Consider the following 18,986-nt stretch of genomic DNA (forward strand, 5'->3'; position numbering starts at 1 on the left):
GGATCGGGCCGGGAGGGTCAAGCCGGCTATGGTGCGAAGCCGACGCAGGCGTGCCCGCAGCGATCACGGCGCGGCAATCGATCCGACCGGCGATCGATGCGTGATGAACACGCCCTGCTGCACCCAGCGGTCGCGGGTCCGGCAGGTCGTTCCTGGGCCGCCGGGGCGGGGGTCTGCTGCCAGACCGTCGGAAAACAAGCGGATGCAATAGACGCCGCGCCGTGCGTCGTAGGAGGCGCGGTACGGGCGGTCGTCGGCCGGCTTGCGCGCGATGGACGGCGTCGCGGCGGCGAGGATGGCGGCACCGGCGACGACGACAGGAAAGGCGTTGCGCATGTCATTCTCCCTTGTCCGCAGCACGTGGCCGCTGCGGGTGTGGCGAATTCCATGCGAGATGTGTGACATTTGGATAACACACCCTGTCTGCCGGGCGGGCGGGGTGATGTGCCCGCGCCAAGCGCCAGATGTTGGCGTAGAGCGCCTGAAACTCGATCGTCAGCCCTGCCGCCAAGCTCCCGATTCCAGTCCGTCCAGCGTCCAGTCGCCGATGCGCCAGCGGATCAGGCGTAGCGTCGGGTGGCCGACCGCGGCGGTCATGCGGCGGACCTGGCGGTTTCGGCCTTCGGTGATGGTGAGTTGCAGCCAGGTGTCCGGTATGGACTGGCGGACGCGGATGGGGGGTGTTCGGGGCCAGACGGCCGGTGGGTCGATGCGGGTCGCCCCGGCGGGGCGGGTCGGGCCGTCGTTGAGGGTGACGCCGCGTCGCAGGCGGTCGAGCGCGGCCTCGTCGGGCAGCCCTTCGACCTGCACCCAATAGGTTTTCGGCAGTTTGAACTTCGGGTCCGCGATGCGCGCCTGCAGGCCGCCGTCGTCGGTGAGCAGCAACAGCCCCTCGCTGTCGCGGTCGAGGCGCCCGGCCGGATAGACGCCCGGTACGTCGATGTGATCCGACAGCGTGGCGCGGGTGGTCGGGCTGCCGCGGTCGGTGAACTGGCTGAGGACGTCGTAGGGCTTGTTGAACAGGATGAGCATGCGCCGCAGTTACGCCGCGAGTTTCGTCATCCAGCCCTCGGCGTGGGCGAATGCGGGGGCGTCGTCGACGTCGAGCCAGTCGAGGTCGCTGCAATCGACGATCCGGGCGTTGCCCTCGGCGGCGAGGATGCGGACGCCCTCGGTCAGCGACGGGCTGTCGAGCGTCGCGAGTGCGGCGAAGAAGGCCTGCGACACGGCGAAGATGCCGGTGTCGTAGCAGTCGTGCGGCTCGAGCCCCTTGCCGATGGCGGTGATCGCATCGCCGCGGGTCGCGACGCAGGTGACGTCGAGCGGATCGATCCAGGCATGGCCGAGCCGGCGGTCGATGCCGAGCCGCAGGCCCGCCCCCGCACCCGCCTTGGCGAGGCGGCGGTAGTGGCGTGGCTGGACGAGGTGGTCGCACATCGCGAGTACCGCGCCCTCCGGCCCGACCAGCGGCCGCGCGGCGAGCGCCGACACGCCGTTGGGCTGGAGATAGTCGGTCATCACCGTCACCACCTCCAGCGGCCACGACCGGCTCGCCAGATGCGCGGCGATCGCGTCGGCACCATAGCCGAGCGACACGATCGCGCGTGTCAGGCCCGCCGCGGCCATGCCGTCGAGCGCATGATCGATCAAGGCGCGCCCTGCGACGAGGCAGAGCGGCTTGAACGGCGTGACCGAACGGAGCCGACTGCCCTGTCCGGCGGCGAGCAGCAGGCCCGTGCGGATCATCAGGCGGCCTTGATGAAGTCCTCGACCGCGATCTGGGCGAGGTCGTCGGTCATCTGGTGCCGCGGATGCTTGCAGAAATAAGCGGATGCCGGGTCGATGACGCCGGCGATGCCGCGGTCCTTGGCGATCGCGGCGCAGCGGATCATGTCGATCGCGACGCCGGCGCTGTTGGGCGAATCCTCGACCGACAGGCGCAGTTCGAGATTCATCGGCACGCCGCCGAACAGCTGGCCTTCCATGCGCAGGAAGCAGACCTTGTTGTCGTTCTGCCACGGCACGTAATCCGACGGACCGATGTGGACGTTGTCGTCGTCCATGCGCTCGGCCGCGACAGACTGCACCGCCTCGGTCTTCGAGATCTTCTTCGATTCGAGGCGGCGGTGGTTCGACATGTTGAGGAAGTCGGTGTTGCCGCCGGTGTTGAGCTGGTAGGTCCGGTCCAGCTTGACGCCGCGCTTGGCGAACAGGTCGGTCAGCACGCGGTGGACGATCGTCGCGCCGAGCTGCGCCTTGATGTCGTCGCCGATGATCGCCACGCCGGCGTCCTCGAACCGCTTCGCCCAGACCGGGTTGGACGCGATGAAGACGGGGATGTTGTTGACGAAGGCGACGCCGGCTTCCAGCGCGCATTCGGCGTAGAATTCGGTCGCTTCCTGGCTGCCGACGGGCAAATAGTTCATCAGCACGTCGGTGCCCGATGCCTTTAGCTCGGCGACGATCTCCGCCTTCGATGCCTGGGTGTCGTTGGCGACGATGAAGGTACGGTCGTCCTTATAGTCGGCCATATGCTCGGCGACGCCGTCGAGCACTGCGCCCATCTTCACGATCGTGCCGGTGGCGGGCAGGTTGGCGGCGAAAACCGCGGTGCAATTGGGCTTGGCGAAGACCGCCTCGGCGACGTCCTTGCCGACCTTGCGCGCGTCGACGTCCCAGGCGGCGACGACCTTGATGTCCGACGGCTTATAGCCGCCGAGTTCCCAGTGCATCAGCCCGACGAGATCGTTGGCGCCTTCGCGATAATGCTCCAGCCCCTGGACGAGCGAGCTCGCGCAGTTGCCGATGCCGACGATGGCGATGTTGATGCTCTTCATGAATGACCCTGTTCGCTTGGAAGTAGAATGGAGTGCGGCGCGAGGCCGTGGACGAAGCGGCGCTCGATGCGCCGGTGACGGTAGAGGCCGACCGCGGTGACCAGCGTCAACGGGACGATCTCGAACCACCAGAAGATGCGCGGATTGCCCGCGAGGCAGGCGATGCAGATCGCCCAGACGCGCACGTTGGCGGTCAGCAGGGATTGCAGCCGCATCACCGGCACGGCGGCGGCGGCATAGGCGGCGGCGAAGGCGGTGCGATCCTCGGCCGCGCCGAACCGGCGCTCGAACGGCATCGAGATGCGATCGACGCTGCCGGCGACGCTGTCGTAGAGGCGGACGAGCACCATCCCGGTTGGCGTCGGCACCGCCGCCAGCGGCGTGCCGCGGATGCGCCGGTGGAAGCGGGCGCGCTCGCCCTCGTACAGGCTCGACTGGACGGCATGGCAGGCCGCGGCGGTAAGCGCGAGCACCCAGCCTTCGACCGTGCCGACGGTCCAGGCGAGCGAGAGATAGATCAGCGCGAAGACGCCATGGTCGCACAGTCCGTCCAGCGTGCGGCCAAGCGCGCTCGCGGTCTTGGTCGCGCGTGCGATCATGCCGTCGAGCCCGTCGGCGATCAGCCAAGCGACCGAGAAGACGAGGCCGACCAGCGCCAGCGCCGGCACCTGCCAATTGGCATAGGCGATCGCCGCGACGGTGCCGCAGGCGAGCCCGATCAGCGACACCGCATTCGCCGACACCCCATGCCGCAGGGCAAAGGGGAGCAAGGCGTGAGACGCGGGGTGGATCAGGTAGAGATTCGATGGGTCCTCGATCCGGCGATCGCGTGAGCCATCCCGGGGCGGCGGTGTCATCAGGCCTTCATATTGCGCCTCTATAGGCGCAAAGGCAATATTTATGGGGCGATCGCGGGAACGTTTCGCCGCAACTCGTCCAGCCATGGCGCTGCGGTGCCATCCGACGGTGCCCGCCAGTCGCCGCGCGGGCTCAGCGCCCCCCCGCCCGAGACTTTCGGGCCATTGGGGATCGCCGAGCGCTTGAACTGGCTGAGCTGGAAGAAGCGCAGTAGGAACCGTTCCAGCCAATGGACGATCGTCGGCAGGTCGTAGGCGACGCGCGCCGCCTCGGGGAAGTCCTCCGGCCATGAGCCCGCCGCCGCATCGCGCCACGCGTGCCAGGCGAGAAAGGCGACCTTTGACGGGGCCAGTCCGTAGCGGATGACGTAATGCGCGAAGAAGTCGTTGAGGGCGTAGGGGCCGATCATCGATTCGGTGCTTTGCATCGCGCCGGTTTCGGCATCGGCGGGCACCAGTTCGGGCGAGATTTCCTGCGCGAGGATGGTCGACAGGATGCGGTCGGTCGCCGCGTCATATTGCGCGGTCCGGATGCACCAGCGGATCAGGAACTGGATCAAGGTCTTGGGCACGCCGCTATTGACCGCATAATGGCTCATCTGGTCGCCGACGCCATAGGTGCACCAGCCGAGCGCCAGTTCGCTGAGGTCGCCGGTGCCGAGCACGATGCCGCCGCGCTGGTTGGCGAGGCGGAAGAGGTAATCGGTGCGCAGGCCCGCCTGCACGTTCTCGAACGTCACGTCGTAGACCGGCTCGCCCTGCGCATAGGGATGGCCGATGTCGGCGAGCATCTGGCGCGCGGCGGGGCGGATGTCGATCTCGTCCGCGGTGCAGCCGAGCGCGCGCATCAGCGCCCAGGCGTTGGCCTTGGTCGCGTCGCCAGTGGCGAAGCCGGGCATGGTGAAGCCGAGGATGTCGCTGCGCGGCCGACCGAGCCGGTCCATCGCCTTGGCCGCGACGATCAGCGCATGGGTCGAATCGAGGCCGCCCGAGACGCCGATGACCAACGTCTTAGATTGCGTCGCGGACAGGCGTTTGGACAGCGCCTCGACCTGGATGTTGAAGGCTTCGTAGCAATCCTCGTCGCGCCGGGCGGGGTCGTCGGGGACGAAGGGGAAGCGCGCGATCGCGCGTACAAGGCCGGTGTCGGCGAACGCCGGCGCATGGGTGAAGCCGATGCGGCGGAAGCGCGTCTCGGGATGGCCGGCGGCGGTCGCGGAATCGTTGAACGTGCCGTTGCGCAGCCGCTCCTGCACGATGCGTTCGAGGTCGATCTCGGCGGCGACTAGTTCGGGTTCGGCGGAGAAGCGGTGCGATTCGGCGAGCAGGTCGCCCAATTCGTGGATCATGCCCTGGCCGTCCCAGGCGACGTCGGTGGTGCTCTCCCCCGGGCCGGCGGCGGCATAGACATAGGCGCATGCAGCGCGGGCGGATTGCGCCGCGGCGAGCAGCATGCGCTCGCGGCCCTTGCCGATGACGATGTTGGAGGCCGACAGGTTGCAGCAGACCGTCGCCCCCGCCAGCGCGCCGGCGGTGGAGGGCGGGACCGGCGCCCAATAATCCTCGCAGATCTCGGCATGGACGACGAAGCCCGGCAGGTCGTCCGCGGCGAAGATCAGGTCGGGACCGAAGGGCACGTCGGCATCGCCCAGCCGGATCGTCAGGCCGTGCAGGCCAAGGCCGGGGGCGAACCAGCGCTTCTCGTAATATTCACGGTAGTTGGGCAGGAAGCTCTTGGGCACGACGCCGAGGATGCGACCGCGCGACAGCACGGCCGCGCAATTGTAGAGCCGGCCGTTGCGGACCAGCGCGACGCCGACGAGCAGCATGGGGGCGAGGCCGGCGGTCCGATCCGCCACCGCGAGCAGGGCGGCTTCGCTGGCACGCTGCTGCGCCGATTGCAGGTGCAGGTCGTCGATCGCGTAGGAGGTCAGGTTGAGTTCGGGGAAGACGACGAGGTCGATCCCGCGCGCATCGGCCTGCTCCGCCATGGCGACGGTCGCGGCGATGTTCGCGGCAACGTCGCCGACGGTGGCGAGCGGGGTCGCTGCGGCGACGCGGACCATCTGGTGGCGGTGGATCGAATAAAAGGCGTGCGTCATCGCCTGCGATGCTAGCCCGGTTGGTCGACGGGTGCCACCGTTGCGCGTGTTTGCACGGGAGACGATCGCCGGCGTGGGCGGAAGGAGAGAGGTGCGATCGCGCGAATCACCCATTCGGGTGTTCCCCGGCGAAGGCCGGGGCCCAGTTGGGAAGGCCGTTGCGGATCATCGCGACCATTCGCCCAACTGGGCCCCGGCCTTCGCCGGGGAACTGAAGGGCCGTTCCAGAAGGCGACACTTGTCCCGGCATGCACCGCGCGGCAGATGGCGCCTTTAAACCGCCCGCCGCACGCTTGCGGTGGGCGACGGGGAACTGGGCGATGACGACGCTGTACGGGATCAGGAACTGCGACACCGTGAAGAAGGCGCGCGCATGGCTGGATGCGGCGGGCGTCGCCTATGATTTCCACGATTACAAGACCGCCGGCGTCGATCCCGACCGGCTCAGGGGCTGGGTCGACCGGCTGGGGTGGGAAACGTTGCTCAACCGGGCGGGGACGACGTTCCGCAAGCTGCCCGACGCGGACAAGGCCGGGCTGGATGCGGACCGGGCGATAGCACTGATGCTTGCGCAGCCGTCGATGATCAAGCGACCGGTGGTCGAACAGGGCGGGACGCTGCTGGTCGGGTTCAAGCCCGATGCCTGGACGGTGCTGCGCTGACGGTCACGCCTTGTAGAGCGCGTCCAGCCGCTCGCCATAGACGCCGCGGATGACATGGCGGCGGATCTTGAGGCTGGGGGTCAGCTGTTCATTCTCGATTGCGAAGGGTTCGTCCGCCAGCACGAAGCGGCGGATGCGCTCGGTGACCGACAGATCCTTGTTCACCCGCTCCACCGCCTGCCCGATCACGGTGCGATAGGCGCTGTTCTCCGCCAGTCGTTCGAACTTGCACGATGTGCCGTTCGCGGCGCACCATTCCTGCGTCCAGTCGGGGTCGGGGACCAGCAGCGCCACCATATACGGCCGCCTGTCGCCGGCGATCATCGCCTGCACGATCTCGGGCTGCAGCGTCAGCATCCCCTCGACCTTCTGGGGCGCGACATTCTCGCCCTTGTCGTTGATGATGAGGTCCTTCTTGCGGTCGGTGATCGTGATCCGGCCGGCGTCGTCGATCTCACCGATGTCGCCGGTGTGCAGCCAGCCGTTCTTGAGCACGCGCGCCGTCTCCGCCTCGTTGCGCCAGTATCCGTGCATCACCAGTTCACCGCGGACGAGGATCTCGCCGTCGGGGGCGATCACCACCTCGGTATCGTCGAGCGCGGGGCCGACCGAATCCATGCGGATGCCCGCCTTCGGCCGGTTGCACGAGATCACCGGCGCCGCCTCGGTCTGGCCATAGCCCTGGAGGAAGGTGACGCCGAGCGACTGGAAGAACAGTCCGACCTCCGGCGTCAGCGGCGCGCCGCCCGACACCATCGCCTTCATCCGCCCGCCGAATTTCTTCGCGATCTTCGGCTTGAACAGCGTTGCCACCAGCAATTGCGCCGGACGGTCGGTCAGCCGCAGCGTGCCACCGTTCGCCTTCGCGCCGACGTCGAGCGCCCTGGCGAGCAGATAGGACGACATCCCGCCTTGTTTCTCGATCGCCTTGCTGATCCGCGTGCGTAGCACCTCGAACAGGCGCGGCACCACGAACATGATCGTCGGACGCACCTCCTCGATATTCGACGCGAGCTTGTCGAGACCCTCGGCGTAATAGATCTGGCCGCCGAGCCCGATTGGGAAATGCTGGCCGCCGGTGTGCTCATAGGCGTGGGATAGGGGGAGGAACGACAGGAACACCTCGTCGTCCCAGCCGAAATCCTCCGAGATCACGGCCGCGCAGCCCTTGACGTTGTGCAGGATCGCGCCGTGGTGTTGCATGACGCCTCGCGGCGCGCCGCCGGTGCCGCTGGTGTAGATGATGCAGGCGAGGTCGCCGCGCTCGAACGTCGCCGCCGCCGCGGTCACCGCCGGGTCGGTCGGGTGATCCGCGATCAGCGCGTGCCAGTTGTGGAAGTCGATGCCGGCGGACGGCGCGCGGATCGTGTCGATGCCGATCACCGGCTGGCCGCGGTTGGAGCGCAGCACCGCTTGCAACAGCGTCCGCGCCAGCTTGTCGGTCGAGACGATGACCGCGCAGGCACCCGAATCGGCGATGATATGCGCATGGTCGCGCTCGGTATTGGTGATGTAGGTCGGCACCGTGATCGCGCCCGCCGCCATGATCGCGAGGTCGCTGATGCACCATTCGGGGCGGTTTTCGCTGACCAGCATCACCCGGTCGCCCGGCTTGATGCCGATCGCCCTGAGCCCGGCAGCGAGGCTGGCGACCTGTCGCGCCGCCTCCGCCCAGCAGGTCGAGACCCAGGCGCCGTTGGTCTTGGCCCAGAGGAACGGCGCGTCGCCTTTTTCGCGGGCGCGCGTGAAGAACATCGTGACGAGATTGGGGAAATGTTCGAGGCTGCGGGGGCGGGACGCCTTGGGGCCGGTCATCATGTCTCTCCTGCCGCGGCGGGCTCATGGCCCGCCGTCGTCGTTCATTCCGAAGGGCGATTGGTGACCGGCGCCATCCGCGATACGTCGCTGACGCTGCCGTCCTCGCCGATCGCGACGCCTTCGCTGCGCGGATCGGCGGCGCCGACCCAGCGGCCGCGGCGCCATTCGATCGCATTGGCCTTCAGCCCCATCGGCGCGACCTGCACCCGCTCGCCGAGTGCGGCCAGCCCCGCCTGCAACGCGACGGCGGACGATCCGGTTTCCAGCGTCGCGCCCGGGCCCGGCGCATAGACGAGGCCGAGCGCGATCGCCTCCTGCGCCGACAGGTTCCAGTCGAGCACGCCGACCAGCGCCTTGGCGATCTGTGCGATGATCGTCGACCCGCCCGCCGCGCCGACCGCCAGCCGGACCTTGCCGGCGGCATCGTAGACGATCGTCGGCGCCATCGAGCTGCGCGGCCGCTTGCCGCCCTCGACCCGGTTGGCGACCAGATAGCCCGCATCGACCGGCACGGTGTCGAAATCGGTGAGTTCGTTGTTGAGGACGATGCCGTTCATCACCAGCCCCGACCCGAACGGCCCCTCGACCGTCGTCGTCACCTCGACGACATTGCCGTCCCGATCGGCGACGGCGAGGTCGGTGGTGCCGGCGACCTCGCTCACCGGTGCCGGCGTCCGCGCCGGCGCGCCGGGCGGTGTGCCCGCAGCGACGCGCGCCATCGTCACGGCGGGCGAGATCAGGGCGGAGCGCGATGCCAGATAGGCGGGGTCGAGCATGCCCGCGACCGGCACGCGGACGTAATCGGGATCGCCGACGTACAGGTTGCGATCGGCATAGGCGAGGCGCGAGGATTCGGCGAACAGATGCCAGGCGACGGGCGAATCCTTGCCGAGCCCGGCCATGTCGAAGCGTTCGAGCTGCTTCAGGATCATCATCACCGTGACCCCGCCCGACGACGGCGGCCCCATGCCGCAGATGCGGTAGCTGCGGTAGGGCACGCACAGCGGGTCGCGCGGCTTGGCATCGTAGCTGGCGAGGTCGCCGGTCGTCATCTTCGACGGGTTGCGCGCGGCGCCGTTGACCGTCGCGACCAGCGTCTGCGCCTGCGGGCCGACGTAGAAGCTGTCGGGGCCCTGCGCCGCGATCCGCCGCAGCAGCGCCGCCTGCGCGGGATTGCGGACGATGCCGTCGGCGGGGATGGTGAACGTCGCCTGCGCCTCGGGCGACAGGTGCCTGCCATAGGAGGAGACCGAGTTGCGGAACCGCGGCGTCGCCTGAAACCCGTCGCGCGCCAGCCGGATCGCCGGTTCGAACAGCCTGGCCCAGGGCAATCGGCCCGACTGGCGATGGGCCAGTGCCATGCCGCGCAGCGCGCCCGGCACGCCGACGCTGCGCCCGCCGGGAACCGCCTGCATATGGTCCATCGGCGTGCCGTCGGGCGTGTAGAACCAGCGCGTGTCGGCCGCGGCGGGAGCGGCCTCGCGCGCGTCGATCGTCGTCACCTTGCCCGTCGTCGTCGCATGGCTGACCCAGAAGCTGCCGCCGCCGATGCCCGAACTCTGCGGTTCGACGACGTTGAGCGCCAGCATCGTCGCGATCGCCGCATCGGTCGCGCTGCCGCCCGCCTTCAGGATCTCGACGCCCGCCGCTGATGCGCGCGGATCGGCGGCGCTGACCATGCCTGGGGCTTTGCCGGGCATGGTGCGGGCCGTCTGCGCGGCACAGGCGGTGAGCGGCAGCGTCGCGATGACGAGGGCGATCGACAGGGTCTTCATTGCGGCAAAGCCTAACGGCTGGCCCGGCTAGGGCAACCGATTATGCCGCTACGGCTTCGGCAACATTCGCAAAGCCGTCGCGCGCGAGCCGCGTGCCGAGGTCGCGCAGGATGCGGCGGGGCAGGCCCGGCCCCTCGAACACCAGCGCCGAATAGAGCTGGACGAGGCTCGCACCCGCCCGGATTCGCGCGTACGCCTCCGCGCCGCTGTCGATCCCGCCCGCGGCGATCAGCGCGATGCCGCCGCCGCCGGCGCTGCGCACGTCCGCCAACCGCTGGCGCGCGAGCATGGCGAGCGGAGCGCCCGACAGGCCGCCGGTCTCGCCGGCCTCCGGCGCGCGCAGGGCGGGGCGGGAGATGGTGGTGTTGCCCATGATGAGCGCGTCGATCCGGTTGCCGATCGCGGCGCGGACGATGCCGTCGATCGCCGCGGCGTCGAGATCGGGCGCGATTTTGAGGAACAGCGGCGTGTTCCCCCGCGCCGCGGTGCAGGCGGCGAGCAGGTCGTCCAGCGCCGCGCCATGCTGCAGGTCGCGCAGGCCGGGCGTGTTGGGCGAGGAGATGTTGATCGTGACGTAATCGGCGATCGGCGCGGCGGCGGTGACGCCCGCGACATAATCGGCGACGCGGTCCGCGGCGTCCTTGTTGGCGCCGACGTTGATCCCGAGCCGCCCGCTGCCGCGCGCCGCGACCCGCGCCCGCGCCAGCCCCGCTTCGAGCCCGCCGTTGTTGAACCCCATCCGGTTGATGACCGCGCGATCGGCGACCAGCCGGAACAGCCGCGGCTTCGGATTGCCCGCCTGCGGCACCGGCGTCAGCGTCCCCATCTCGACCGCGCCGAAGCCGAGCCCGAACAGGCCCTCGATCGCGACGCCGTCCTTGTCGAGGCCGGCTGCGACGCCGAGCGGATTGGCGAAGGCGAGCGCGCCGATCCGGGTGGCGAGACGCGGGTTGGCCTTCGCGGCGGGGTAGGGGAGTGCCGCCCGGACCGCCAGCGCCCGCAGCGTGAGGGCATGGGCGCGCTCGGCATCGAGGGCGAAAAGCAACGGGCGTAGGGCGTAGGACATGCGGGCGCCCATCGCATCGCGGTCGACGAAGGTCAAAGCGCGGCGTCGTTTCGCTCTGTTCACCCCCCCCTTTCGTAACACCTCGTCGTCATGCCCGCCTGCGCGGGGATGACGGCAGGCAGACTATCGATGGTCTCCTGCCACCCCGATCGCTCCCCCACCTTGACCGCAGCGCACAAAGGCTTATCTGGCAATCGGATCGAATTGATCCGATTTGCGAATTGCTCGCAACAACAGACCCGGAGCCGATGCGTCTCAGCAGCCTAGCCGATTATGCGGTCGTGATGATGTCCGCCGCCGCGCGCCATTGCGGCGGTGCGGCACGACTCAACGCGACCCTGCTCGCCGAGGAAACCGGGGTGCCGCTGCCGACCGCGCAGAAGCTGGTCAGCCGGCTGTCGGCGGCCGGGCTGATCGAGAGCGCGCGCGGCACCGGCGGCGGCTTCCGCCTCGCGCGGCCCGCGGCGGCGATCAGCCTTGCCGACATCATCGAGGCGGTCGAAGGACCGATCCAGATGACCTCCTGCGTCGAGGGCAGCCGCCACGATTGCGCGATCGAGGGCAATTGTCAGGTCCGCCCGCATTGGGGCGTGGTCAACGAAGCGGTCCGCGGCGCGCTCGCCGGCGTGTCGCTCGCCCGCCTCTCCCGCGCGCCCGCTCCGACCCACGATATCGTGTCCAGCCCCATTCCCGCCCTTCTCGGCGAACAGGTGTAACCATGGCGACCAAGAACGCAGAGGCCTATGCGGCCGTCTCCAAGACCTACGAATGGGGCTTTTCGTCCGATATCGAACAGGATTTCGCGCCCAAGGGCCTGAACGAGGACACCGTCCGCTACATCAGCGCCAAGAAGGGCGAGCCGGAATGGATGCTCGACTGGCGTCTGAAAGCGTTCCGCCTGTGGCAGACGATGGCGCCGCCGGACTGGGCCAAGCTCAACGTGCCCCCGATCGACTATCAGGACGCCTATTATTACGCCGAGCCCAAGGCTAAGCCCAAGCTCGGTTCGCTCGACGAGGTCGATCCCGAGATCCTGCGCGTCTACGAAAAGCTCGGCATCCCGATCGCCGAGCAGAAGATGCTGGCCGGCGTCGAGGACCTCGATGCGGAGGGCAGTCCCAGGCGCCGCGTCGCGGTGGACGCCGTGTTCGACAGCGTCTCGGTCGCCACCACCTTCCGCAAGGAGCTGGAAGCCGCCGGCGTCATCTTCCGTTCGATCAGCGAGGCGATCAAGGAATATCCCGACCTCGTCCGCAAGTGGCTGGGCAAGGTCGTGCCGCAGCGCGACAATTATTTCGCGACGCTCAACTCGGCGGTCTTCTCGGACGGCACCTTCGTCTACATCCCGGAGGGCGTGCGCTGCCCGATGGAGCTGTCGACCTATTTCCGTATCAACGCGGAAAACACCGGCCAGTTCGAACGTACGCTGATCGTCGCCGACAAGGGGAGCTACGTCTCCTACCTCGAAGGCTGCACCGCACCGATGCGCGATGAGAACCAGCTCCACGCCGCGGTGGTTGAGCTGGTCGCGCTGGACGATGCCGAGATCAAATATTCGACCGTTCAGAACTGGTATCCGGGCGACGAGAACGGTGTCGGCGGCATCTACAATTTCGTCACCAAGCGCGCGCTGTGTCAGGGCCGGAACAGCAAGGTGTCGTGGACGCAGGTCGAAACCGGCAGCGCGATCACCTGGAAATACCCCAGCTGCGTGCTGGCGGGCGAGAACAGCGTCGGTGAATTCTATTCGGTGGCGGTCACCAACAACCGCCAGCAAGCGGATACCGGCACCAAGATGATCCACCTCGGAAAGGGATCGCGCTCGACGATCGTGTCGAAGGGGATCAGCGCCGGTCGCAGCGACAACACCTACCGCGGTCTGGTACGCGTCGGTCCTACGGCCGAGAACGTTCGCAACTTCACGCAATGCGACAGCCTGCTTTTGGGCGACCAGTGCGGCGCGCACACCGTGCCATATATCGAGGTGAAGAACCCCTCGGCGCAGATCGAGCACGAGGCGACCACGTCGAAGATTAGCGAGGACCAGCTCTTCTACGCGATGAGCCGCGGCCTCGACCAGGAAGCGGCGGTTGCCCTGATCGTCAACGGCTTCGCTCGCGAGGTTCTGCAACAGCTGCCGATGGAGTTCGCGGTCGAGGCGCAGAAGTTGCTGGGGATCAGCCTCGAAGGCTCGGTCGGGTGATTGGGCCGATCGCCGTGGCGTTGTTGGCAGTGGCACAGGCTCCGCCCGCCGATGAGATCAGCGTCGTCGGCAGACGGCTTCGCAAGCTGCAACTGGACCTGAATTCCGACGCCGGGCACTTGCGCGGCTGTCGGGCGCGGGTGTCGAGCGGCGATCGATTTATCGATGAAGCGGCCTGCTCGGCTGCGCGCATCTGTGTCGGCGAACGTTCCGTCGCCCACACCGGATTGCTGAACTGCATTAATGAAGGCGTCTTCGCAGCCGTGGCTCGCGATCGTGCCAAGGAAGAAAGCCGCAATGCTCAAGATTGAAAACCTCCACGCCGAGATCGACGGCAAGCCGATCCTCAAGGGCCTCAGCCTCACCGTCAACGCGGGCGAGATCCACGCCATTATGGGCCCGAACGGCGCGGGCAAGTCGACGCTCGGCTATGTTCTCGGCGGCCGTCCCGGTTACGAGGTAACCGAAGGATCGATCACCTTCGACGGCCAGGACCTGCTCGAACTCGCCTCCAACGAGCGCGCCGCGGCGGGCGTGTTCCTCGGCTTCCAGTATCCGGTCGAGATTCCCGGCGTCAGCAACGTCCAGTTCCTGCGCGAGGCGCTCAACGCCCAGCGCGGCACCCGCGACGAAAAGCCGCTGTCCGGCGCCGAATTCCTCAAGCTCGCCCGCGAGGAAGCGCGTAAGCTCGACATGGATGCCGAGATGCTCAAGCGCCCGGTCAACGTCGGCTTTTCCGGCGGCGAGAAGAAGCGCAACGAGATGGTGCAGATGGGCGTCGTAAACCCCAAGTTCGCGATCCTCGACGAGACGGACAGCGGCCTCGACATCGACGCGCTGCGCATCGTCGGCGACGGCATCAACCGCATCATGCGCGCGCCCGACAAGGCAGTGCTGCTCATCACCCATTACCAGCGGCTGCTCGATTACGTGCAGCCCGACTTCGTCCACGTCCTCGCCGACGGCCGCATCGTCCGCTCGGGCGGTGCAGAGCTGGCGCACGAGCTGGAGCGCGAGGGCTATGCGGGGGTGGTGGCGGCGTGATGGTTCACGCGAAGACGCGAAGGTGCGGAGAGGGCCTCGCGCAGACGCTGCTCCCGCGCATCATCACGCCGATGTTCAACGCGCTGACGTGCGCGGTCAAGCCGCGCGCCGCAGGCATCGAAACTCCCCTTCTTCTCCGCGTCTCCGCGCCTCCGCGCGAAAAAAAGCCTACTCTTCGCCCCTTCGCGCCTTCGCGTGACACCATCATCCAGCGAGTCGCCGCATGACCCTCGACCTCCCCACCACCCGCGAGGAAGCGTTCCGCTGGGCCGACATGCCCGCGCTCGAAGCCGCCCGCGCGCTGCCCGCGGCATCGACCGGCACGCCCGATCCGATCCTCGCCGACGCGGCGCGACTGGTGTTCGTCGGCGGCGAACTGGTCGATCACATCGGTGACCTGACGATATCCGCCGAAACTGTCACCAGCGACCATGCGCTCGCCCGCTTCGTATCAGGGCCGGGCCACCGCATCACGCTCGCGCCGCGCACGGTTACGACGCTGGAGATCGCCCGCATCAACGCCGGTGCCGACTGCCAAATGCCGCTCGTCATCACCTTGGGCGACGACGCCGTCCTGACATTGGTCGAAAGCTATACCGGCGCGGGCTGGACCAACACGCTGACCCGGTTCGAACTTGGCAAGGGCGCGCGCGTCATGCGCGCCGTCCGCGTCGTCCAGACCGCGGGCTTCGTCTCGACCCGCGACGAGGTCGCGATATCCGAAGCCGCAAGCTTCGTATCGGTCGCGCTGGGCGCCACTGCCGCCGGCACGCGCTTCGATGCCGCGCTGACGCTCAACGGCGACGGCGCCTATGCCGAACTCGGCGGCGCGCTGCTGACCCGCGACGACCAGCGGCAGGAATGCGCGGTCCGCGTCCGGCATGCCCACCCCAACGGTCAGTCGCACCAGCTGTGGCGTGCGGTCGCCGCGGATCGCTCGACCGTCAGCCTCGCCGCCGCGGTCGAGGTCGCGCGCGACGCGCAGAAGACCGATGGCGAACAATCGCTGCGCGGCCTGCTGCTCCAGCGCACCGCGACGGTGAACCTCAAGCCCGAGCTCGAGATCTTCGCGGACGACGTCAAATGCGCGCATGGCGCGACGGTCGGCGAACTCGATGCGCGCGCGCTGTTCTACATGGAGAGCCGTGGCATTCCCGCCGCGCGCGCCAAAGCGCTGCTGACGCGCGCGTTCGTCGCCGATGCGATCGACCGCATCGCCGACGAGACGGTGCGGGAGGCGTTCGCCGCCGATGCCGACGCGTGGCTGGACGGGGCCTTGTGACCGCCATCGAAACCCCGCTCGACGCGCTCGCCGATTTCCCGGCCATCCCGCAAGGCTGGGCGTATCTCGACACCGCCGCCACCGCGCAGAAGCCGCAGGTCGTCATCGACGCGATCACGCGCGGCTATGCCGAAACCTATGCCACCGTCCATCGCGGCGTCTACCAGCGCAGCGCCGACATGACGCTCGCCTATGAGGCCGCCCGCGGCAAGGTGGCGCGCTTCATCGGTGCGACGACGCCGGACGAGATCGTCTTCGTCCGCGGCGCGACCGAGGCGATCAACCTCGTCGCGCACAGCTGGGCGACGACGCAGCTCAAGGCGGGCGACCGCATCCTGCTGTCGATGCTGGAGCACCACAGCAATATCGTGCCGTGGCAGATGGCGGCGGAGCGCGTCGGCGCGGCGATCGACGTCGTACCGTTGACTGCGGACCATCGCATCGACCTCGACGCGTTGGAATCGATGCTGACCGAGCGTCACAAACTGGTCGCGCTGGCGCATGTCTCGAACGTGCTCGGCTCGGTCCTCGATGCGAAGCGGGCGACCGATCTGGCGCACCGCGTCGGCGCGAAGATCCTGCTGGACGGCTGTCAGGCGGTGCCCCGCATCGCCGTCGACGTCGCCAAAATCGGTTGCGATTTCTACGTCTTCTCCGGCCACAAGCTGTACGGCCCGACCGGGATCGGCGTGCTGTGGGGCCGGGGCGATCTGCTCGCGCAGATGCCCCCCTGGCAGGGCGGCGGATCGATGATCGACCGCGTCACCTTCGCGAAGACCACCTATGCCCCCCCGCCGGGCCGGTTCGAGGCGGGGACGCCGCATATCGTCGGCGGCCTCGGCCTCGCCGGGGCGATCGATTACGTCGAGGGGATCGGCATCGACCGCATCCATGCGCACGAGACTGCGCTGGTCCGCGACGCCCGCGCCGCGCTGTCGTCGCTCAACTCGGTCCGCCTGTTCGGGCCGGAGGACAGCGCCGGCATCGTCAGTTTCGCGGTCGAGGGGGTGCATCCGCACGACGTCGGCACCATCTTGGACGAGGGCCGGGTCGCGATCCGCGCCGGGCATCATTGCGCGCAGCCTCTGATGGAGGCGCTGGGCGTTGATGCCACCGCGCGGGCGAGCTTCGCGGTCTATAACGGGCCGCAGGATATCGAGGCGCTGGTCCGCGGCGTCGAACGGGTAACGAGGATTTTCGGATGAGCGATACGATCCGTGTCGAGGAAGTGGAGGCGGTGACCCCGCCGCCGAGGGCGCGCGTCGAGGATGCGGCGGATGCCCAGAGGGCGGTCGGCCGCGAACGCGACTATCTGTCGGGCTTCCTCCAGCAACAGCCACAGGGCGACGCGCCGGGCGAACCCGGCGGCGCGCTCTACGAAGCCGTCATCGACGCGCTCAAGGAAATCTACGACCCGGAAATCCCGGTCAACATCTACGACCTCGGCCTGATCTACGGCGTCGAGGTCGGTGCGGAGGGGCAGGCGGTCGTCACAATGACGCTGACCACGCCGCATTGCCCGGTCGCCGAATCGATGCCCGCCGAGGTCGAGATGCGCGTCGCCGCGGTGCCGGGCATCGCCTTTGCCGACGTCAACCTGATCTGGGATCCGCCCTGGGACCCGCAGAAAATGTCGGACGAGGCGAAACTCGAACTGGGGATGCTGTGATGGCCACCACCCTGCGCCAGCGCCCCGCGCCGCTGATCCTCACCGCCGCCGCCGACGCACGCATCGCCGACCTGATGGCGCGCGCGCCGGACGGGGCGATCGGCGTCAAGCTGTCGACCCCGCGCCGCGGCTGTTCGGGCCTCGCCTATTCGGTCGATTACGTCACCGAGGCGAAGCCGTTCGACGAACGGATCGAGACGCCGGGCGGCACGCTGTTCGTCGACGGCGGATCGATCCTCTACCTCGTCGGCTCGACGATGGACTGGGTCGAGGACGATTTCACCGCCGGCTTCGTCTTCGCCAACCCCAACGCCAAGGGCGCCTGTGGATGCGGGGAGAGCTTCACGGTCTGACCCCGTCCCCGGCACGGGGAGCCGCCTACAGGTCCTTGCCGTAGACGTTGTAGACCTTGTTGACCTGGCTATCGAGCGTCGTCGCGATCGATCGCATGCCCTGATTATCGTCGAGGATCCAGCCGATCTCGCCGCGGCTCGCGCCATAATGCGCGACCGAGGCGCGGCGGATGTACTCGATCATCATGAAGGCCAACTGGCTCGCCATCCGTGATGCCTGCAATTCCTTCACCACGCCCATCAGCGGCACGCGCATCGTCCGCACCTTCGGTTTGCGCAGCCAGAGCAGCAGCTTCGCCCACCCGAACGGCAGCAGCGAACCGTTGAGCGGCTTCAGCGGCTCGTTGAGGTCGGGCAGGGTGATCATGAATGCGACCGGCTTGCCGTCGAGTTCGGCGATACGGATCAGGTCGTTGAACACGATCGGCTTCAGCTTGACGCCGACGTCCTTGATCTCTGGCGGGGTGAGGGGGACGAAGCCCCAATTGTCCGACCATGCATCGTTGAGGATCGACAGGATGATCGCCGCCTCTTCCGCGAACTTGCGCTTGTCGACCTCGCGCACGACGATGCGCGGGTTGCTTTCGCCCGACCGGATGATCCGCTTCACGATCGGCGGAAATTCCTGCGTGATGTCCAGCTCATAGGTGAACAGCTGCTTCACCGTTGCGTAGCCCGCGCGTTCGATCCAGCCCTGATATTCGGGCTTGGCATGGCCCATCATGATCGTCGGCGCATGGTCGTGGCCCTGCACCAGCAGCCCCGGCTCTTCCCAGATCGACTGCGAGATCGGGCCGAGCGCCCGCGTCATTCCCTGCTCACGCAGCCAGCCTTCGGCCGTCGCCAGCAGCGCGACGAAGATATCCTCACGCTCGGCATCCATCAGCCCCCATTGGCCGACGCCGGGGCCGAAGCCCTGTTCGACCGGCATCGTCAGCGCCAGCGTATCGATATGCGCGGAAATGCGCCCGACGACCCGTCCGCCCTCATGCGCCAGGAAAAGCTGTGCTTTCGCATGGCTGTACCAGCCGTTCTTCTCGGGCGTCAGCAGCCCCAGCGCCTCGCCCTTCAGCGGTGGCACCCAGGCCGGATCGTTCTTGTAGAGCCGGAACGGCAGGTCGACGAACGCCTTGCGCTCGCGCTTGGTGGTGACGGGCGTGATCGTCAGGTCGCTCAATTCGGGCCTCCCATTTGGGCTGCGATCTAGCACGCCGCAGCGGCGAAGCGAGTGACGATTCCGTCATCTGTGATCGGAACGTTGCTGCGGCGCGCAACCGCGCCGACCTGTAAATGCCACGCTGTCGCCACTATCTGGGGG

General features: G+C 68.1%; 19 protein-coding genes. 9 read left to right on the plus strand and 10 right to left on the minus strand.

The features are described 5' to 3' along the window. Positions 1-63 precede the first annotated feature (63 nt). From AC1RTO_RS02990 to AC1RTO_RS03015, 6 genes are all read right to left on the minus strand, one after another. Positions 64-336 (minus strand): hypothetical protein, encoded by a 273-nt coding sequence (locus tag AC1RTO_RS02990; protein WP_493159441.1) that lies wholly within the window; start codon positions 334-336, stop codon positions 64-66. Positions 337-495: 159 nt separating this feature from the next. Next, positions 496-1,032, minus strand: a complete 537-nt coding sequence (locus AC1RTO_RS02995) for a pseudouridine synthase (RefSeq protein WP_493159442.1) — start codon at positions 1,030-1,032, stop codon at positions 496-498. Positions 1,033-1,041: 9 nt separating this feature from the next. After that, the gene (locus AC1RTO_RS03000) at positions 1,042-1,746 is read right to left on the minus strand and encodes a phosphocholine cytidylyltransferase family protein (RefSeq protein ID WP_493159443.1); all 705 of its coding nucleotides are present in this window, start codon (positions 1,744-1,746) and stop codon (positions 1,042-1,044) included. Continuing rightward, positions 1,746-2,837, minus strand: coding sequence for an inositol-3-phosphate synthase (locus AC1RTO_RS03005; RefSeq protein ID WP_493159444.1), 1,092 nt, complete (start codon positions 2,835-2,837; stop codon positions 1,746-1,748). Before AC1RTO_RS03005 ends, AC1RTO_RS03000 begins: the two co-directional genes overlap by 1 nt. Next, positions 2,834-3,607 carry a CDP-alcohol phosphatidyltransferase family protein gene (locus tag AC1RTO_RS03010; protein ID WP_493159445.1) on the minus strand — a complete coding sequence of 258 codons (774 nt, stop codon included), beginning with the start codon at positions 3,605-3,607 and terminating at the stop codon, positions 2,834-2,836. The genes AC1RTO_RS03005 and AC1RTO_RS03010 overlap by 4 nt, the downstream gene beginning before the upstream one ends. A gap of 128 nt (positions 3,608-3,735) precedes the next feature. Beyond that, a complete protein-coding gene (locus AC1RTO_RS03015; protein ID WP_493159446.1) occupies positions 3,736-5,796 on the minus strand; it encodes an NAD(+) synthase in 2,061 nt (686 codons plus the stop codon). 320 nt (positions 5,797-6,116) lie between these two features. Between AC1RTO_RS03015 and AC1RTO_RS03020 the strand changes: the two genes are divergently transcribed. After that, a complete protein-coding gene (locus AC1RTO_RS03020) occupies positions 6,117-6,458 on the plus strand; it encodes an ArsC family reductase (RefSeq protein ID WP_493159447.1) in 342 nt (113 codons plus the stop codon). A gap of 3 nt (positions 6,459-6,461) precedes the next feature. Here the strand turns inward: AC1RTO_RS03020 and AC1RTO_RS03025 are convergent, their stop codons facing one another. Genes AC1RTO_RS03025 through AC1RTO_RS03035 form a run of 3 tightly spaced genes read right to left on the minus strand, consistent with a single transcriptional unit; the run spans position 6,462 to position 11,117 of the window. Then, the gene (locus AC1RTO_RS03025) at positions 6,462-8,273 is read right to left on the minus strand and encodes an AMP-dependent synthetase/ligase (RefSeq protein ID WP_493159448.1); all 1,812 of its coding nucleotides are present in this window, start codon (positions 8,271-8,273) and stop codon (positions 6,462-6,464) included. Positions 8,274-8,317: 44 nt separating this feature from the next. Beyond that, positions 8,318-10,051, minus strand: a complete 1,734-nt coding sequence (ggt, locus tag AC1RTO_RS03030) for a gamma-glutamyltransferase (RefSeq protein WP_493159449.1) — start codon at positions 10,049-10,051, stop codon at positions 8,318-8,320. Positions 10,052-10,091: 40 nt separating this feature from the next. Further along, positions 10,092-11,117 (minus strand): quinone-dependent dihydroorotate dehydrogenase, encoded by a 1,026-nt coding sequence (locus AC1RTO_RS03035; RefSeq protein WP_493159450.1) that lies wholly within the window; start codon positions 11,115-11,117, stop codon positions 10,092-10,094. Between the two features lie 248 nt (positions 11,118-11,365). On the opposite strand from AC1RTO_RS03035, the gene AC1RTO_RS03040 reads away from it, so the two are divergent. The 8 genes from AC1RTO_RS03040 to AC1RTO_RS03075 all read left to right on the plus strand — a co-directional run bounded on the left by AC1RTO_RS03040 (position 11,366) and on the right by AC1RTO_RS03075 (position 17,668). After that, positions 11,366-11,833, plus strand: a complete 468-nt coding sequence (locus AC1RTO_RS03040; RefSeq protein ID WP_493159451.1) for an SUF system Fe-S cluster assembly regulator — start codon at positions 11,366-11,368, stop codon at positions 11,831-11,833. Positions 11,834-11,835: 2 nt separating this feature from the next. Then, positions 11,836-13,320 (plus strand): Fe-S cluster assembly protein SufB, encoded by a 1,485-nt coding sequence (sufB, locus tag AC1RTO_RS03045; RefSeq protein ID WP_493159452.1) that lies wholly within the window; start codon positions 11,836-11,838, stop codon positions 13,318-13,320. Continuing rightward, positions 13,317-13,631: a hypothetical protein gene (locus tag AC1RTO_RS03050; protein ID WP_493159453.1), complete on the plus strand. Its 315-nt coding sequence runs from the start codon at positions 13,317-13,319 to the stop codon at positions 13,629-13,631. Before sufB ends, AC1RTO_RS03050 begins: the two co-directional genes overlap by 4 nt. Then, the gene (gene sufC, locus AC1RTO_RS03055; protein WP_493159454.1) at positions 13,618-14,364 is read left to right on the plus strand and encodes a Fe-S cluster assembly ATPase SufC; all 747 of its coding nucleotides are present in this window, start codon (positions 13,618-13,620) and stop codon (positions 14,362-14,364) included. The genes AC1RTO_RS03050 and sufC overlap by 14 nt, the downstream gene beginning before the upstream one ends. A gap of 223 nt (positions 14,365-14,587) precedes the next feature. Then, complete coding sequence (locus AC1RTO_RS03060; RefSeq protein ID WP_493159455.1) at positions 14,588-15,646, plus strand: SufB/SufD family protein; 1,059 nt, start codon at positions 14,588-14,590, stop codon at positions 15,644-15,646. Then, positions 15,643-16,851: a cysteine desulfurase gene (locus AC1RTO_RS03065; protein WP_493159456.1), complete on the plus strand. Its 1,209-nt coding sequence runs from the start codon at positions 15,643-15,645 to the stop codon at positions 16,849-16,851. The genes AC1RTO_RS03060 and AC1RTO_RS03065 overlap by 4 nt, the downstream gene beginning before the upstream one ends. Beyond that, entirely contained in the window at positions 16,848-17,315 is a 468-nt protein-coding gene (locus AC1RTO_RS03070) for an SUF system Fe-S cluster assembly protein (RefSeq protein ID WP_493159457.1), read from the plus strand. Before AC1RTO_RS03065 ends, AC1RTO_RS03070 begins: the two co-directional genes overlap by 4 nt. Continuing rightward, entirely contained in the window at positions 17,315-17,668 is a 354-nt protein-coding gene (locus tag AC1RTO_RS03075) for a HesB/IscA family protein (RefSeq protein ID WP_493159458.1), read from the plus strand. The genes AC1RTO_RS03070 and AC1RTO_RS03075 overlap by 1 nt, the downstream gene beginning before the upstream one ends. A gap of 25 nt (positions 17,669-17,693) precedes the next feature. Here the strand turns inward: AC1RTO_RS03075 and AC1RTO_RS03080 are convergent, their stop codons facing one another. Further along, complete coding sequence (locus AC1RTO_RS03080) at positions 17,694-18,845, minus strand: N-acetyltransferase (protein ID WP_493159459.1); 1,152 nt, start codon at positions 18,843-18,845, stop codon at positions 17,694-17,696. Positions 18,846-18,986 lie beyond the last annotated feature (141 nt).

This window comes from Sphingomonas sp. GW821-FHT10F09, assembly GCF_058809195.1.

Excerpts from the sequence above, each read along its gene's own strand:
- ggt (WP_493159449.1), bottom strand. The coding sequence starts at position 10,051 with ATGAAGACCCTGTCGATCGCCCTCGTCATCGCGACGCTGCCGCTCACC.
- AC1RTO_RS03005 (WP_493159444.1), bottom strand. The coding sequence starts at position 2,837 with ATGAAGAGCATCAACATCGCCATCGTCGGCATCGGCAACTGCGCGAGC.
- AC1RTO_RS03075 (WP_493159458.1), top strand. The coding sequence starts at position 17,315 with ATGGCCACCACCCTGCGCCAGCGCCCCGCGCCGCTGATCCTCACCGCC.
- AC1RTO_RS03000 (WP_493159443.1), bottom strand. The coding sequence starts at position 1,746 with ATGATCCGCACGGGCCTGCTGCTCGCCGCCGGACAGGGCAGTCGGCTC.
- AC1RTO_RS03060 (WP_493159455.1), top strand. The coding sequence starts at position 14,588 with ATGACCCTCGACCTCCCCACCACCCGCGAGGAAGCGTTCCGCTGGGCC.
- AC1RTO_RS02990 (WP_493159441.1), bottom strand. The coding sequence starts at position 336 with ATGCGCAACGCCTTTCCTGTCGTCGTCGCCGGTGCCGCCATCCTCGCC.
- AC1RTO_RS03025 (WP_493159448.1), bottom strand. The coding sequence starts at position 8,273 with ATGACCGGCCCCAAGGCGTCCCGCCCCCGCAGCCTCGAACATTTCCCC.
- sufC (WP_493159454.1), top strand. The coding sequence starts at position 13,618 with ATGCTCAAGATTGAAAACCTCCACGCCGAGATCGACGGCAAGCCGATC.
- AC1RTO_RS03070 (WP_493159457.1), top strand. The coding sequence starts at position 16,848 with ATGAGCGATACGATCCGTGTCGAGGAAGTGGAGGCGGTGACCCCGCCG.
- AC1RTO_RS03035 (WP_493159450.1), bottom strand. The coding sequence starts at position 11,117 with ATGTCCTACGCCCTACGCCCGTTGCTTTTCGCCCTCGATGCCGAGCGC.
- AC1RTO_RS03015 (WP_493159446.1), bottom strand. The coding sequence starts at position 5,796 with ATGACGCACGCCTTTTATTCGATCCACCGCCACCAGATGGTCCGCGTC.
- AC1RTO_RS02995 (WP_493159442.1), bottom strand. The coding sequence starts at position 1,032 with ATGCTCATCCTGTTCAACAAGCCCTACGACGTCCTCAGCCAGTTCACC.
- AC1RTO_RS03020 (WP_493159447.1), top strand. The coding sequence starts at position 6,117 with ATGACGACGCTGTACGGGATCAGGAACTGCGACACCGTGAAGAAGGCG.
- AC1RTO_RS03040 (WP_493159451.1), top strand. The coding sequence starts at position 11,366 with ATGCGTCTCAGCAGCCTAGCCGATTATGCGGTCGTGATGATGTCCGCC.
- sufB (WP_493159452.1), top strand. The coding sequence starts at position 11,836 with ATGGCGACCAAGAACGCAGAGGCCTATGCGGCCGTCTCCAAGACCTAC.